Genomic DNA, 12,914 nt, shown 5'->3' with positions numbered 1-12,914 from the left:
CGTGCGATCGATCCGATTCTGATCCCCGATCGTCTTGCCTTGTGCGCCAGCCAGGCTGCTACCGAGGGCCAAGCGTAGCGCGGGAACACCGCTGACGCCGGAAGTCCCACACCCCGCCAGCGTCAATGCACTCATCATGAGAGCGGCTGGCCTCAACGCCCTTGTTAATCGCATCCTGATTGTCCTTCTGGATCTGGTCGCGGACTTCTTCCGCGCCTTTGTGCTTGATGGTGGCATAGACGCCCCACGCCGCGCCCGAGGCGACGACGACGGCCGCGCCGATGGCGATGATGCCGGCCAGCGTTCGGTTCACGCCGAACAGACCGGCAACAAGCCCAATGATGGTGCCCATCAGGCCAGCACCGGATCGGTTGCGGCCGCCTCGGTGGCGCCGTCAGGATCGATGTCGCCCTCGTCGGTGCGGCGGCTCTTCCACCATCCCCAGGCGATCCACGCGAGACCGCCGAGCACGAGCAGGACGGCGATCACCGAAAGAATGCCGGAGATCCATTCGAGCCCCGGTATCCACGAGGTCTTTTCTGCGGCCTGGTCCACGGCCTGCCGGGCGACTTCGACGCCGGCGCCGCCAACCAGCCCGCCAAGCCCTTCCTTGGCCTCCGGCGTCTCGGTGACCCCCTGCTTGCCAGGCTCCTCCTCCGGCGCCTGTTTCCAGGCATCGAGGCGGCGCAAGGTCTCCGGCCCGGCAACACCGTCGGCGGTCACCTTCTGCGTCTTCTGGAAGTCGCGCACGGCGTCGCGCGTCGACGGGCCATAATCGCCATCGACCCGGACCGCGTAGCCGGCGCGCACCAGCAGCGTCTGCAGCGCACGCACTTGGGCACCGCTCGATCCCATGCGCAGCATGCCGGTGGAGGCCGAGACGAGCTGCACACCGCCGCTGAGGCGCCTGTAAGCAGCCGCCATCTTCAGATGATAGCCCTGCTTCTTGTAGGCCGGCCCGTTATAGCCGCGAGCAAAGGCGGAAAAATCCAGCCGGCGCAGCTCGTCGGCGAGGCCGAACTTGTCGATGTAGCGGGCCATGATGTCGATCTGGCCGGCGGCACTACTGCGGGCGAGCTTGATCATGTCGTCGACGCTGCCGAAGCCGAGCTTCTTCCAATGCGCCGTCATCACTTGGCCAAGGCCGATCGAGATCGATTCGAGTGCGGCCTGCCGGTCGATCTTCGTCGCGCGCGTCAACAGCACCCAGCGGGCAGCCTGAGACGACGGGTTCTTAACCGCGCCGGCTTTGGGGCTGGACAGCCCTTGCGCGCGGGCGGCGGCGCGGTCCGCAGCCTTGAGCCGCGCGTCGAAGTAATGGCCCTCGAAACGGATCAGCGGCTCCTGCTTGCCCTTGACCAGGGCGAAGACCTGGCCGTTGCTCTCGACCTCGGCAACGGCCTGCAGCGCGGCGGCCGGGCATTTGAGGCGATCGGCGAGCTCGCCGATGGCGCGCAGCGTCGAAGCATCGAACATGGAGGTTCCTTTCCGCCCTCGCGGGCAGGTTGTGCGGTTTCGGATTTTGGGTATGGTCGGCGCCGCGGAGGTGCCGATGGGAAATTTCAAGGTCGAGACGATGGAAGGCGACGCCGTGCTGAAAAGCACGGAAGTCCAATCCAACAGCGATGTTCAGGCCGCCAAGTCAGCCGCGACCCGGCCGGTTGAGCCCGGCCGCGCCGGGAGTGGCAGTTGGCTACGGGTGACCCATATCGCCAGCGGCCGCACCAGCGAGTTTCTGTTCACGTGAACCTTCATCTCTCGTCCCGGTAGCCTGCACCTAAAATTGCAGCCTTAAGGCGTAACCAGCATCTAGCGGCGACATCTAAGATCGGCTAAAGAACGGCTGGGTTTGGGGTTCAAGGCAGATGGGTCTTATCAAGATCAAGGGCATCCTTTCTATGTGGAAAGGACGCGTTCTCTCGAAGAATGCTGTTCCGTGGTCAGATCATTGGACCGTTCGGACTGCTGCGATCGCTGCACATTTGCGCTGGCTTGGCCCAAACAGCATTATGCTTGTTGGGGACTCTCTCTTCGAACTCGTTCCGCCGCACCCGCTCGAAGGTCTCAAAATTGTAAACGCCGGCTTTGGCGGTGCGACTGCAGCCAACGTCTATGCTTCAGTAGCATCGCCCATCGTATTGTCGGCTCTGAAAGAAAATCCGCCAGCAAAGGCCGTTATCCAAGTAGGAACTAACGACAGCAAGACTGGCGCTAACCCCGTCGCAGTCGCGGAAAAGACAATGGCGATTTGCTCTCTGCTTCGGAGCTTCGGCACCGATGCCATCGTGTTCGCAATCCCGCCGATTGAAGAAGAGAAAACTGCGTTCAGATCAGCTTCTATGGCCACTTCCATCAACGAAGCAACACGCCTGGCGTGTCTCAGAATCGGCGTTCCATTTCTCGACCCCTACCTTGCAGTTCGCGGCTCGAATGACGTGACCGAGGATGGTATCCATTTGGCCCGTCATGCCATGGTCGCGCTCGTCGATGCTATACGGGCAGCAGCCTAGCTGTCCGTCGAACAAAGCGCACCGGCCATGTAGACAAGATTGCGAACCGCGGTTTTAGGCGCAAATCTCAACAGCTCAGTCCGCATCTTATATTTCAGCCAGCCCTTCGCTCGGCCCGCCAAATGCTGCTCGTAAGCGAGGTCATGCGGGAACACCATCAATCCCTCTACCTTGAGACCAGAGGTCTTAAGCAGATTTTCAAACGACAGCGGCGTGTAGAAATTGATATGGCCGTACGCTCCCGAGATCCGGATAGCGCGGCTCATAAACCGGGTATGCTCCAAGGGCACCTCGATATAGAGCTTTTTGCAGACCCTTGCCGCTTCAGCCAGGAACATCCGTTCGTGCTCGACATGCTCAACGACATGGATCGCAAGCCCCAGATCGAACGACTTGTCGGGATGGGGAATGTGGTAGCCGTCGAATATCTGAACGCTGGCAAGATTTGGGATTTTGCGAGCCTCGATGGCATCCATGCCCGAAGTCGAAATCTCAACAGCGGCGAGGGTCTTTCCGAGCTTACGTTCGCTCAGCTTATCCAGCACCGCACCTTCGCCGGCCCCTATGTCGAGGATTGTCTCGAATGCTTCTCCCTGAGATATTTTCTCGAGATGGCCGAGTGTTTGATATGAAGTTATCTCACGTTTGGCGGCGACTTTGCCGTCAGCGTAGTAGTCGTCGTACATCTCTATGATGCTGTCGGCGCCAGCCATAAAAAGTCCCCCGGTGAATTTTGTGACCCTGACACAGCCCTCGAAACACGTCCAGTGCGGCGTCAGATCAGTGTGATGCCGCGTGCCAAAAGCCTTTCCTTAGAACGAGCGTAAATCGCGGCGACCTGGCTTGCCGTCTTAGCCGCAGGGAAAACCATCAACTCGGCGAACTCACCGCCACCCTGATAGGAGGGCACGTTGCTGCCGATGCCGATCCGGTGGTTGGGGTCGGACAGGCCGAGTACACCCGCCTGATTGTAGGTCGCGCCGTTGCCCCAGTCGATACGACGTGCGCCAGCCGCATCGTGGGTGACGGCAAGGAACAGCCAATCGCCGACGGCTCCAGCCGGTGGGGCTACCGCCTGTCCGTCGCCAGAGAAGTTGCCAGAGGCACTGCGCGAGAAGGCGACGTAGTTGGCGGCGGTCACCTGCACCATCCACAGAGGAGCACGCGTGGCGCCAGCGGGCCACCAGCCGACGATCATCGTCGTGTTGGCCAGTGCCTTGCGCTTGACCGCCAGACACACCGTCTGGTCGCGCTTGATCTCGAACGGCGTCTGGTAGCCGTTGATGCGGTTGGTCGTTGCGTCCGCCAGCGTGAGTGTGCCCGCACCATGGGTCGGGGCTGGAGCGATGCCGGGCGAGAAGACCGCCCCGGTGCCGTCACCAACCACCGATACTGTGCCCGCCGCCGTCGCGTCTGCCGAGCCGGGATCGGTTTCGGTGTAGCTGTTGACCGCGCCACCCGATATCGAGGCAGTGAGTGTCTGCGGCACGCTTTGTCCGCTGCCGACACGGGTCAGGGTCGGGGCCACGGTGTAGCCGCTGCCGCCCGCCGTCAGCACCTGTGACAGTCGCGGCGTCATCAGATGACCGGCAATCATGTCGGCCATGGTCGGGTTGTCGCTGCCGAACAGCCAATGCCCTTCGGCGTCGGGCTCGGCCAGCCCTTGGAACATCGGCTGAAGGGTGGACGGGTCCACGGAATAACCCGTGCCCGACACATCGAAGGGAAGTACGAGGCAGGGCCAGAAGGTGGGCATGAGGGGGCTTATCCTGTTCTAGAAGTGGGCGAAAAGGTTTGTCCTGATCTCGGAACAGCCGAGATCATTCGGGTGTGTCTGGTCACCAACAAGGCGGTCAGCGCTGTTCACCATCAAGGTCTTGCCGTCGACATAGGTCAGATTCGGGTCGGCGGCGGCGACAACGATGGCCTGCAAAACGTCGCGGTAATCCTGCAACGGATAGGTGTGCGCCGTCTCGTGAGCCGGGCAGTAGAAGGCTCCGCAGAAGACCATCGGAACGGTCGGGCACAGACCACGAAACCCGGCCAGATACCCCTCAACGGCGGTCTTGAATGCCACGGTCGGCACGCGGTTGGTTATGCAGTCGTTGATACCAATCGAGTAGAGCGCCTTGGCGTCGGCGATGCCCGTATCGAGGATCGCCTGCGCAACGAGTGCGCCTTGCGATGCAACCGCCGTGTTGCTGCCATTGGCCGTGTTGAGAAGCTGGCGGCCGAGGTCTGCCGCCAGCCCGAACGACCAGGTGGTGACAATGGAACTGGCCGTCATGCCATGCGTGGTGCTGTCGCCATGCACGTTTAGGATCTTGGTCGGACGAGCATCGGCAATGGCCAAAGCTGCGTTGGCCGAAAAACGTGTCTGGCGAAGCTCCATCCCGGCAGCGTAGCACCACACGATCTCGACCTTGCGCAGGCCAACCGAGCCGAAGTCGAACGTATAGCTCTGGTCTCCCGGCGTTCCCGGGGCAAAGCCGCTGGAGAATGTGGAATGCAGCACGCCGTCGACCAAGATGGCGCAGATCGTGTTGTAGGTGTCGAGCCGGGTGACGAGGTTGTTCCAGTGCACTTCAAGCTGCATGTACTGAGCGGTCGTGATGTAGCCGACGCGGGCTCCCGGCGCACAGTGCTGGAAATTATTGCCATCGTTGACAGGGCGGATGAAGCGCAATGTCTCGACGGACTGCTCCACGATCTCGGCATAGTCGGAGACGCGGCCACGAAGATCGTTGGGGAACAGCGCCTGATACTGAACGCCCGTCAGCGTGAAGGCACCGCTGAGTGTTGGCGGATCGACGCTGGTGTCCAACCACGCGAGCACGCCGCCATTCTTGCCGGCGATGATCGGTTTACGGGCATCGACGCCGACATAGTTGTGAAGACCGCGCCCCGGAATGGCGACTGCCCGGTCAATGGCTCTAAGGACGCCAACGTTGTCGGATGCGATTTCGACGCTCTCCGACGCGAGGTTGAGAATCGCCTTGCCATCGGAAAGGCGCATGCCGAGCAACGTGCCGCCGTTTGTGCCCAGAATGATCGGCTGGACGGCCGCCTGTTGTGGTAGCCGCTGCAGGCCGCCCGTGTGGTTGAACTTGGACTGCACTGCGGCGCGATCGGCGGCTGTCGCCTGCCTGTCGAGGCCGGTCGCGGTGCGATCTTGCCCGGTGGCTACGCGATCCTCGCCGGTCGCGGCACGATCCTGCCCCGTCGCCACCCGATCAAGACCGGTCGCGGTGCGATCCTGCCCGGTCTGAACACGATCGGCAGCCGTCGCCTGCGCGCCTTCTGTCGCGACCCCCGCCTGTTCTGTTGCCGCGTCGACCTGCGCGGCCCCCTGCTCCAGCAGCGTACCCCAGAAGTTGGCGCCTGTCGCGGCCCAGACACCGGCCGTCTTCAGCCATTCGTCCCCGTTGGTGCGGATGACTGCGCGGTCGCCATCGCGGCCGAAATCGGCGATCAGGTCGGCGGCGCTCTCCACGATCTGGAGCGACTGGCCGGCCGGACCCGAGATGACGACGACATTGGGGATTTCTAGGATCGCTTCATTCGACATCGCGGGTCACCGTTTTGAGGACTGGCCAGATCACCTTGTCGAGCACGATGCGGCGATCGGCGCCGTCGATGCGGGCGATATCGAAGACGACGATGGTCGAGGCGTCCATCGGCCGCGTGGCCTCTTCCGACAGGAAGAAAGCCAGCGTGCGCAGAGCCTCGCGCTGCAGCGTTGCGGTTTCGGTATCGGCTTCGAACAACACCGGGCCAGGCACGGCCGAGCGGAACTGCGCCACCAGCCGGCCGCTTCCGATCTGTTCGCCATCCCACAGATCCTGCGGGAATTGCAGGCGAAACTCGATATCGTAACCCGGCCGGATCGGCTCGACATTGGGATAAACATATTTGGCCATCAGAGCGCCGCCGCGGCGGTGAAGAACGCGTCAACCTGCGCGCCCGCGAAACCCAGCGCGGTGAACCCGGCCTGCATCGTTGCATCAGTGCGGACAAAGCTGCCGCTATTGTCATAGGCGATCTGGACGGCCGCGCCTTGCGCCGCGATCCAGGCTTCGACCTCGGCCAAATGTCCGGCGGCTAGAAGCTGCAGCTTGAACTGGCGAGCGGAGACCCGATCGGGAATGACCGGCTCGATTGGCGGCAGGGTGAAGACTTCGCCGTCGAACAGGAACCCCGGGCAGACCGATTCATCGGCTTCGATAAAGCCCTCCGGCGCAGTGCCCGAACGGTCTGACTGAACGACGATGCCGTTTTCGACCAGGACGAAATTGCTCATGCGTCTCCCCAATATTTCAGTCGGGCGTAAACCTCGATCGAGCCGAAGCCGAAGGCGACACCGAGACCATCGGCATTGGTAGCCCCGGTCCGATATTCCAGACGGTAGGCGTGGCCGCCTATGACCACGGCACCGCCAACCGCCATGCTGCCGCTGTTTGGCGAGCTGTTGCCCACCGTGCCAATGCCGGTCGCGACTTCGGCACCGGCCGTCACATCATAAAGACGTGCCTGAATAGGGATGGCATAGGCGCCGACCTGCCATTCGACCCAGCCGGAGTTCGCCGGCGTGAAGACGTTGCTTGCCAGCGCCATCAAATTGTAGGGATCGCGAACCTTGGTGTTGAGCGTGTGGACTGCCCACGCGCCAACGCCGGGGGCTGATGTGCCACCGCTGGTGCCGGACGGCTTCTGGTCTTCCAGGACGGCATCGGCCGGGCCGTTGCCACCGCCCCACTCCGGTATGGTCGCGCCGGCGTCCATGCGCAGCGTGCGCCGCGCAGCGCCCTTCGGAAGGCGCGTTAGAACCTTGGGTCCGCTGGCGTAAAACAGGTCGCCAGCTGCCACACCGGCAGGCGCCGCCAGGAATAGCTTTTGCCCGGCGCCGTCGCCGACGACGATAATGTTGTCATCGGTATCCCAGCGGGCGTCGCCTTCGGCCGTTGGCAGCGGATTGGCGCCTTGCTTGAGGACGATGGTGTCGATGACCGGCGCACCGCTCGCCCGCAAGAAGCCGACCATGCGCCAGTTGCCGGAGCCGAGCGACTGCATCAGGGCAGTGTCGCCCGCCGAGACCTGCATGTCGGCAGCACCCGGCAGGATCATGCTGGCGGCATTATAGGTCAGTGTCAGTGGTGCGGCGAAAGTCAGACGGCGAATGGCCCCGTCAGGGGCCGAGCCGAAGGACGAGATCGCGGACGTGCCGGTGATCCGGACATTGATGCCGGTGGCGTCACCGAGATCGGTGGTCGCCGCGCTGGCGATGTCGGCGGACATTGCCGACAGGTTGTCGGCGGCGTCGATCAGGCTCGCGGCCCCGGTGCCGCCATGGTCGATGTCGATGAGGCCGTCATTGTTGGCGTCATAGATGGCCTTGGCCATCATGCCGTAGCCGCCAACATCGACACCCGACAGGATGTCGGTCACAGCCATGCCGAGATAGAGCTGCAGAACCGTCTTCAGCAGCTCCGGGTCGGCGGGATCGAGCGTCGTCAGATCGACGCCGGAGCCGATCAGCACAGCGCGCAGATTGGCGATGATGCGGTTCCAGTCGTCGGCGGTCAGCTTGGTCGAATCGCCATAGGAGAGGCCGTTCCTCGCCCAGGAGAAGCCGTCGACATGTGCGGTCTCCAGGCCAGGCGGCGCCGTCAGTTTCTTGACGACATCCAGTATCCCAAACAGATCGGGTGCGGCCATGGTTCAATCCTGAATGAGAAGGGGTTTACTCGGCCGACAGACGGGGCGGAGCGGCCCGTGAGACAATCAAGTCTTGATGATGTAGAGCACCGCGCGGTTGCGCGGCCGCGTCTCGGCATCGCCGGTCACGACGTTGACGATGTCGACATAGGGGTTGGAGCCGCCGCCAGGATCCCAGCCGTCATTCACAACCCGCTCGCCGAGTTTCGAGGCGCGGACAAAGCCGACCTGCGACGGATTGGTCGCCGGCGACAGGTTGCCGGCCTGCTTAAGCGTGACGGGATCGCCTGTCGCCGGATCGACGCGCTGGACGGTGTCGTTCTTCGGCCGAGCGGTCGCATAGTCCTGCCAGGTGCCGAAGGCGCGCCCGGCGTCGATTCCTCGCCCGTCATCAAAGCCGCGCAGGAATTCACCGCGGAAGTCCGGCACGTTGAAGGTGGTAACCGCATCGCCGGCGCCCCAACTGGTGCCGATTGCCGCGAACAGATCGGCATAGGTGACGCGGCTGACAGCCTGGCCGTTGCATTTCAGCCAGCCGGTCGGCGCCCCGGCAGCCGCGAACATCGAGATAGAACCGGGCGGAACTTCGATCGACGGGCTTTCACCGGCAACAATGGACGCGATCAGCGCCTGCAGGGCCTGCCAGAGCTGCGTCGGATCGTTCGGGTCGGGCGTCAGTCCGGCCTCGGTGATCACCTTCAGGATCTCGTCCTGGGTGTCGTTCAGCACCTTCGCCGGAGGGATCGAGCCGTCGAGGCCGGCCGGCTTGTTCTCGTCCCAATAGGGAATGCGCGAAGTGGACGGCGGCGCATTGCGCGGATTGACGAATTTCATGAGTTCACCCTTTTCAGGCCGAGAAAATAACAGTGGTCCACGCCGGCTTCAGCGCGTTGAACAGGCAGACCAGGTCGTCCGGCAGGCCGAGCTTGCCGAGCGGCGTCTCGCCCATGCGGCCGACGCCCATGCGGAAATGGTCGACCGATACGCCGGGCACCTTGACGATCCAGACATATTCGGACGGGTAGCCGCCGCCGAGCGCTTGCGTGCCGCCCATGGCCGAGCCGCCCATGCGGAACGGCGTCGGCTCTTCGATCGAGATCGCATAGCCGGCATCGGCGGCGAGCTTGATGAAATCGGCCGGCGTGATGGTGCCGCCGGAGCGGATCTTCAGCAGCAGCGAGCGCATGCGGGCATCGATCGTCTGATCCGGCCCAAGACAGGGGTCCGGCAACCCATATTCGATCTCCCAGTCGTCGAGCGAATTGACCAGCGTGACCGCTGTCGATTCGAGCGTGACGCCGAACAGCGCCCGGTAGGCATCGGCAAAGGCCGATCCGATCACCCGCCAGAAGCGCGCCAGAACCGACAAGGGATCAATCGCCTGGTTATCAGGCGTGCCCCATGCCGCCCCCTTCGGCAGCAGCGCGGTCAGAAACCCTTCGGCTGTTTCATCGGAGGGATCGGACAGGACGTCGCCTTGTGGCGGCGGGCCAATGAACGGGTCGTCCGGGGCGAAGTGGAAGAAGGCAAGCTCATCCTCGCCAGGATAGCGCGGCCAGCGCGCGGCGTCAGACATAGCTGACAGTGCCCAGCACCGGCATCTCGCCGCCGACATACGTAATGTCGCCGGACGGATCGATCAGGAAATGCCGATCCTCGCCGACGGCAAGGCTGATCGCCTCAGAGATCCATGAGCGCGACAGGGTGAACGGCGCCGAGGCGACACCCGGCCGGGCGCGCCTGACCAGCATGGCGGCGATCGAGGCTGCAATCGCTGCGCGCGTCTGCACTGTGTCGACGGCCAGATTGGCGATGGTGATGTCGAGCGGCGCAGGAATCGGCGCCGAGACCGACAGGCCGGCACGGATCAGGCGACGCGCCTCCAGCGCATCCTCCACCAGAGCGATGTCACCGGCCTCCGGAATGCCATTCTCGCGACCTTCGAACAGGAACCAGACGCCGACCGTGCCCGGTGCGTCCTCAAAAGGAAAGGCCCAAGCCTGGGTGACGCCGGGAACGGCACGGGCGAACTGCTCATAATCGGAGTAAGCCCCGCCTTGCGGCGGGCGGCGCTTGCGGTCAAGGATGCGCGCGCGCAGCGATGCATCGGTCTCGGTATCGGCTCCGCCGCCAATGCCGCCGCTGGCCACCGTCGCTTCCAGCTCGAGATTGGGAAACTGGGTCGGGTCGGCGCGCTCCACCGTCTCGCCGGCGGCGATGTTGGTGGCGACACCATAGTCGTCGGACAGGATCGTCAGCGTCAGCAAGCCGGTCAGATCGGAGCGAGCATCCGAAATCGAGTGATAGAGCCGGTTGCCGGCGATGAAGGCCATGCCGGCCGGATAGATCGTGTCGGCATAGCCGCTCAACGTGACAATACCTTCTGCACGCGCCATCGGCCGGCGATAGATGCCGAGTTCGGCGCCGTGCCGCTCCAGGTGCTGCACGCTGGCCGTGGTGGCGAAGATCTGCTCGTAGAGCCAGGCGGCACGCAGATGCATGTCGTGCAGCCCCGCGGCGACCGTCTTGACGATCGCCGTCAGATTGTTCGGCCATACCAGCGCATCGGTGCCCGGCAAATAGCGGCGCAAGGCGCCGCGCAGCCGGGCCGATATCTCAGACGGCGAGAGGACGGTCCAGGCCACGCAATTGCTCCCACAGGACGCCGAAGCGGCGATCGAAGACGACCGCGCCATCGCGGTCCTTCAAAAGAATCTTGAGATCGATGCGCCGCTCGGCCGGCAGCGCCGTACCGGTCACCTCGACGAATGAAACCGCGCCCTGGTCGACCAGCGTCTGCAAGGCGGCACGGGCGTAGTCTTCAGCCCGCAAGGCGGTCGCGTCGCTTGCCGTCGAGCGGCGCAGCAGCCAGAGCTTTGAGCCGATCGCGGTCTCGCCGAGATCGGTGCGCAGGTCGAAGCTGTCACCGGGCCAGCCGCGGTTCTGTTCTTCGGGCGGCAGCTCGTCCGGCTCGACGCGAGCGTCGGTCATCAGGCAGAGCAGCACGGCGGTGGCCAATGCCGCCTTGGCGCGCAGGCCGCCGGCATTGGCCTTGTCTTCACCGGCAAGCGCCCAGTCGCCTGACGTGCCGTCCCATAGCGTATCCGGCGATAGCAGTGGTTCGCCGTCGCCCGTGAGCGGAACAATCCTGATCATCAGTGCGAGTGGTTGTTGGTGTTGCCGCCGGCGTCGATGATCGAGCCGGTCGCCGTGATGTTGCCGTCGACGTTGAGGTCGCCTTTCAAATTCCAGGTGCCGCCCGTCAGCGTGATGGTGCGGGAGCCGAAATCCATGGTCACGCCTCCCGCGAACAGTTTGATGATGTTGCCCGACGCATCGTAAAGCGCCGCCGCCCCGCCCGGCAGGTCGGGCCGATGCCCGGCGTGCTCAATGCCCATGAGCAGCGCCTGAGTACGCCGGCCTGGCATGACCATGGCAACGCCGATCGCGCCCTTCGGCGGGCGGCTGGCAGCGCCATGCGGCTGGACGTAGAGCAGATCCTTGAACGTCTCGCCGGCAAGGCCACGGCCCGAGATCAGCAGCTGGCCGCTGTCGAAACGCGAGCTATCGATTTCGAACCGCGTGAGATGCGCCGAGGATTTCATTGCGCCGAGTACTCCGCCTTGGGCTCCGGCGCCGACCAGCCCCTGCCGGACTTCGAACCGGACGAGGATCCGCCAAGCGCGCGAGGGTCGGTCAGCGTCAGCGTCGCCCGCGTGCCGTCACTGTCGGCCTGCGTATCCTGCGTCAGTTCCACCGATTTGATGACCATCATCTGGTCGAGATAGATGCGCGGATGGCGGACATAAACCAGCCAGTTGGGCGTCCATATCTTGCCGCCGGCATCTCGCCAGCCAGACACCATGACGGTCGCCGTGATCGCAAGGCCGGCTGCCGCGCGCGCTTCCCATTCGACCGCATTCTTCATATGCGCCGTCGTCGCCTCGCCATCGAGCACGACGATCTTTGGCCTGACACGGCCGACCGAGGGATCGCTGGTCTTTGCTTCCGGCCGCATCGCCTGCGGGGTGACGCCGCGCGATTGCTGGCCGCGCACCACGACCGGATTGTACCGACCCTGCCCCGAGAACTCAGCGCTGGCCGAAATAATGTTGACGCCGGCAACCAGGCCGCCGCTATGCGACCCATCCGGTTTCTTGACGATGCGCAACTTGCCTTCCGGCGTGTCGTGGATGATCGCGGCTTCCGCACGCGCCAGCGGCTCCAGCGTCGAATAGAGCGATTCGCCCGGCTCGATCTGGTGCTTGGCGATGGTTTCGAACGATCCTTTCGCCTCGATGCCGATGCCCAGATTGTCGAAGGCCTCGCCGATGCCCCTGATATCCCTGTTCTCGACCAGGCCGGTCTTGTGCAGGATCGACGTCTCGACCGCGTCGACAGTGCGCGAGACCAAGGAAAGCGCCATGCGCCAATCGTCTGGACCCTGGTCGGGCCGGAAGTCCCTGACGTAGCCGGTCAAGAGCAAGGTGCCGTTCGCGGTCAGGCTGGCCTTCTCGTCTGGCCATGGCGGCTCGACACCAGGCGGGATGTGCCCGTTCACCACAGCGGTGCGCACGGCCTCCTCGGCCGAGATCGAGATCGAGACATCCTGCCACGGCAGGAACAGGCCACCTGCCTGGATGGCAATCGTCTCAAGCGGCAAGGCGCAATCCTCTCAGGCCACCCCGT

General features: G+C 63.9%; 16 protein-coding genes. 2 read left to right on the top strand and 14 right to left on the bottom strand.

Annotation, left to right across the window (positions count from 1 at the left end; translation table 11 throughout):
- Positions 1-58: 58 nt before the first annotated feature.
- Entirely contained in the window at positions 59-352 is a 294-nt protein-coding gene (locus tag AC0L2R_RS27410) for a hypothetical protein (RefSeq protein ID WP_473512642.1), read from the bottom strand.
- Positions 352-1,476, bottom strand: a complete 1,125-nt coding sequence (locus tag AC0L2R_RS27405) for an N-acetylmuramidase domain-containing protein (RefSeq protein WP_473512640.1) — start codon at positions 1,474-1,476, stop codon at positions 352-354. The genes AC0L2R_RS27410 and AC0L2R_RS27405 overlap by 1 nt, the downstream gene beginning before the upstream one ends.
- Here AC0L2R_RS27405 and AC0L2R_RS27400 point away from each other — a divergent pair.
- Together AC0L2R_RS27400 and AC0L2R_RS27395 are read left to right on the top strand one after the other, a co-directional pair.
- Positions 1,448-1,747, top strand: a complete 300-nt coding sequence (locus AC0L2R_RS27400) for a hypothetical protein (protein WP_473512639.1) — start codon at positions 1,448-1,450, stop codon at positions 1,745-1,747. The two genes, AC0L2R_RS27405 and AC0L2R_RS27400, sit on opposite strands and share 29 nt — an antisense overlap.
- A 118-nt stretch (positions 1,748-1,865) precedes the next feature.
- Complete coding sequence (locus AC0L2R_RS27395) at positions 1,866-2,510, top strand: SGNH/GDSL hydrolase family protein (RefSeq protein ID WP_473512638.1); 645 nt, start codon at positions 1,866-1,868, stop codon at positions 2,508-2,510.
- Here the strand turns inward: AC0L2R_RS27395 and AC0L2R_RS27390 are convergent.
- The 12 genes from AC0L2R_RS27390 to AC0L2R_RS27335 all read right to left on the bottom strand — a co-directional run bounded on the left by AC0L2R_RS27390 (position 2,507) and on the right by AC0L2R_RS27335 (position 12,888).
- Complete coding sequence (locus tag AC0L2R_RS27390; RefSeq protein ID WP_473512637.1) at positions 2,507-3,223, bottom strand: class I SAM-dependent methyltransferase; 717 nt, start codon at positions 3,221-3,223, stop codon at positions 2,507-2,509. The two genes, AC0L2R_RS27395 and AC0L2R_RS27390, sit on opposite strands and share 4 nt — an antisense overlap.
- A 62-nt stretch (positions 3,224-3,285) precedes the next feature.
- On the bottom strand, positions 3,286-4,266 hold the full coding sequence (locus AC0L2R_RS27385) for a hypothetical protein (RefSeq protein ID WP_473512636.1): 981 nt from the start codon (positions 4,264-4,266) through the stop codon (positions 3,286-3,288).
- An 18-nt stretch (positions 4,267-4,284) separates the two neighbouring features.
- A complete protein-coding gene (locus AC0L2R_RS27380) occupies positions 4,285-6,078 on the bottom strand; it encodes a GDSL-type esterase/lipase family protein (RefSeq protein ID WP_473512635.1) in 1,794 nt (597 codons plus the stop codon).
- Positions 6,068-6,430 carry a hypothetical protein gene (locus tag AC0L2R_RS27375; protein ID WP_473512634.1) on the bottom strand — a complete coding sequence of 121 codons (363 nt, stop codon included), beginning with the start codon at positions 6,428-6,430 and terminating at the stop codon, positions 6,068-6,070. Before AC0L2R_RS27375 ends, AC0L2R_RS27380 begins: the two co-directional genes overlap by 11 nt.
- A complete protein-coding gene (locus AC0L2R_RS27370) occupies positions 6,430-6,810 on the bottom strand; it encodes a hypothetical protein (RefSeq protein WP_473512632.1) in 381 nt (126 codons plus the stop codon). Before AC0L2R_RS27370 ends, AC0L2R_RS27375 begins: the two co-directional genes overlap by 1 nt.
- Positions 6,807-8,225, bottom strand: a complete 1,419-nt coding sequence (locus AC0L2R_RS27365) for a hypothetical protein (protein ID WP_473512631.1) — start codon at positions 8,223-8,225, stop codon at positions 6,807-6,809. The genes AC0L2R_RS27370 and AC0L2R_RS27365 overlap by 4 nt, the downstream gene beginning before the upstream one ends.
- A gap of 66 nt (positions 8,226-8,291) precedes the next feature.
- A complete protein-coding gene (locus tag AC0L2R_RS27360) occupies positions 8,292-9,059 on the bottom strand; it encodes a phage tail protein (protein ID WP_473512630.1) in 768 nt (255 codons plus the stop codon).
- Positions 9,060-9,072: 13 nt separating this feature from the next.
- Positions 9,073-9,801: a putative phage tail protein gene (locus AC0L2R_RS27355; RefSeq protein WP_473512629.1), complete on the bottom strand. Its 729-nt coding sequence runs from the start codon at positions 9,799-9,801 to the stop codon at positions 9,073-9,075.
- Complete coding sequence (locus tag AC0L2R_RS27350; protein ID WP_473512628.1) at positions 9,794-10,870, bottom strand: baseplate J/gp47 family protein; 1,077 nt, start codon at positions 10,868-10,870, stop codon at positions 9,794-9,796. Before AC0L2R_RS27350 ends, AC0L2R_RS27355 begins: the two co-directional genes overlap by 8 nt.
- On the bottom strand, positions 10,842-11,381 hold the full coding sequence (locus AC0L2R_RS27345) for a phage GP46 family protein (RefSeq protein ID WP_473512627.1): 540 nt from the start codon (positions 11,379-11,381) through the stop codon (positions 10,842-10,844). Before AC0L2R_RS27345 ends, AC0L2R_RS27350 begins: the two co-directional genes overlap by 29 nt.
- Positions 11,381-11,830, bottom strand: coding sequence for a phage baseplate assembly protein domain-containing protein (locus AC0L2R_RS27340; protein ID WP_473512625.1), 450 nt, complete (start codon positions 11,828-11,830; stop codon positions 11,381-11,383). The genes AC0L2R_RS27345 and AC0L2R_RS27340 overlap by 1 nt, the downstream gene beginning before the upstream one ends.
- A complete protein-coding gene (locus AC0L2R_RS27335; RefSeq protein ID WP_473512624.1) occupies positions 11,827-12,888 on the bottom strand; it encodes a phage baseplate assembly protein in 1,062 nt (353 codons plus the stop codon). Before AC0L2R_RS27335 ends, AC0L2R_RS27340 begins: the two co-directional genes overlap by 4 nt.
- Between the last annotated feature and the right edge of the window lie 26 nt (positions 12,889-12,914).

This window comes from Mesorhizobium sp. WSM4820 (genome assembly GCF_055811075.1).
This window is presented reverse-complemented; position numbering and strand designations above follow the sequence as displayed.

Excerpts from the sequence above, each read along its gene's own strand:
- AC0L2R_RS27410 (WP_473512642.1), bottom strand. The coding sequence starts at position 352 with ATGGGCACCATCATTGGGCTTGTTGCCGGTCTGTTCGGCGTGAACCGA.
- AC0L2R_RS27400 (WP_473512639.1), top strand. The coding sequence starts at position 1,448 with ATGGCGCGCAGCGTCGAAGCATCGAACATGGAGGTTCCTTTCCGCCCT.
- AC0L2R_RS27405 (WP_473512640.1), bottom strand. The coding sequence starts at position 1,476 with ATGTTCGATGCTTCGACGCTGCGCGCCATCGGCGAGCTCGCCGATCGC.
- AC0L2R_RS27395 (WP_473512638.1), top strand. The coding sequence starts at position 1,866 with ATGGGTCTTATCAAGATCAAGGGCATCCTTTCTATGTGGAAAGGACGC.
- AC0L2R_RS27390 (WP_473512637.1), bottom strand. The coding sequence starts at position 3,223 with ATGGCTGGCGCCGACAGCATCATAGAGATGTACGACGACTACTACGCT.
- AC0L2R_RS27385 (WP_473512636.1), bottom strand. The coding sequence starts at position 4,266 with ATGCCCACCTTCTGGCCCTGCCTCGTACTTCCCTTCGATGTGTCGGGC.
- AC0L2R_RS27380 (WP_473512635.1), bottom strand. The coding sequence starts at position 6,078 with ATGTCGAATGAAGCGATCCTAGAAATCCCCAATGTCGTCGTCATCTCG.
- AC0L2R_RS27375 (WP_473512634.1), bottom strand. The coding sequence starts at position 6,430 with ATGGCCAAATATGTTTATCCCAATGTCGAGCCGATCCGGCCGGGTTAC.
- AC0L2R_RS27370 (WP_473512632.1), bottom strand. The coding sequence starts at position 6,810 with ATGAGCAATTTCGTCCTGGTCGAAAACGGCATCGTCGTTCAGTCAGAC.
- AC0L2R_RS27365 (WP_473512631.1), bottom strand. The coding sequence starts at position 8,225 with ATGGCCGCACCCGATCTGTTTGGGATACTGGATGTCGTCAAGAAACTG.
- AC0L2R_RS27360 (WP_473512630.1), bottom strand. The coding sequence starts at position 9,059 with ATGAAATTCGTCAATCCGCGCAATGCGCCGCCGTCCACTTCGCGCATT.
- AC0L2R_RS27355 (WP_473512629.1), bottom strand. The coding sequence starts at position 9,801 with ATGTCTGACGCCGCGCGCTGGCCGCGCTATCCTGGCGAGGATGAGCTT.
- AC0L2R_RS27345 (WP_473512627.1), bottom strand. The coding sequence starts at position 11,381 with ATGATCAGGATTGTTCCGCTCACGGGCGACGGCGAACCACTGCTATCG.
- AC0L2R_RS27340 (WP_473512625.1), bottom strand. The coding sequence starts at position 11,830 with ATGAAATCCTCGGCGCATCTCACGCGGTTCGAAATCGATAGCTCGCGT.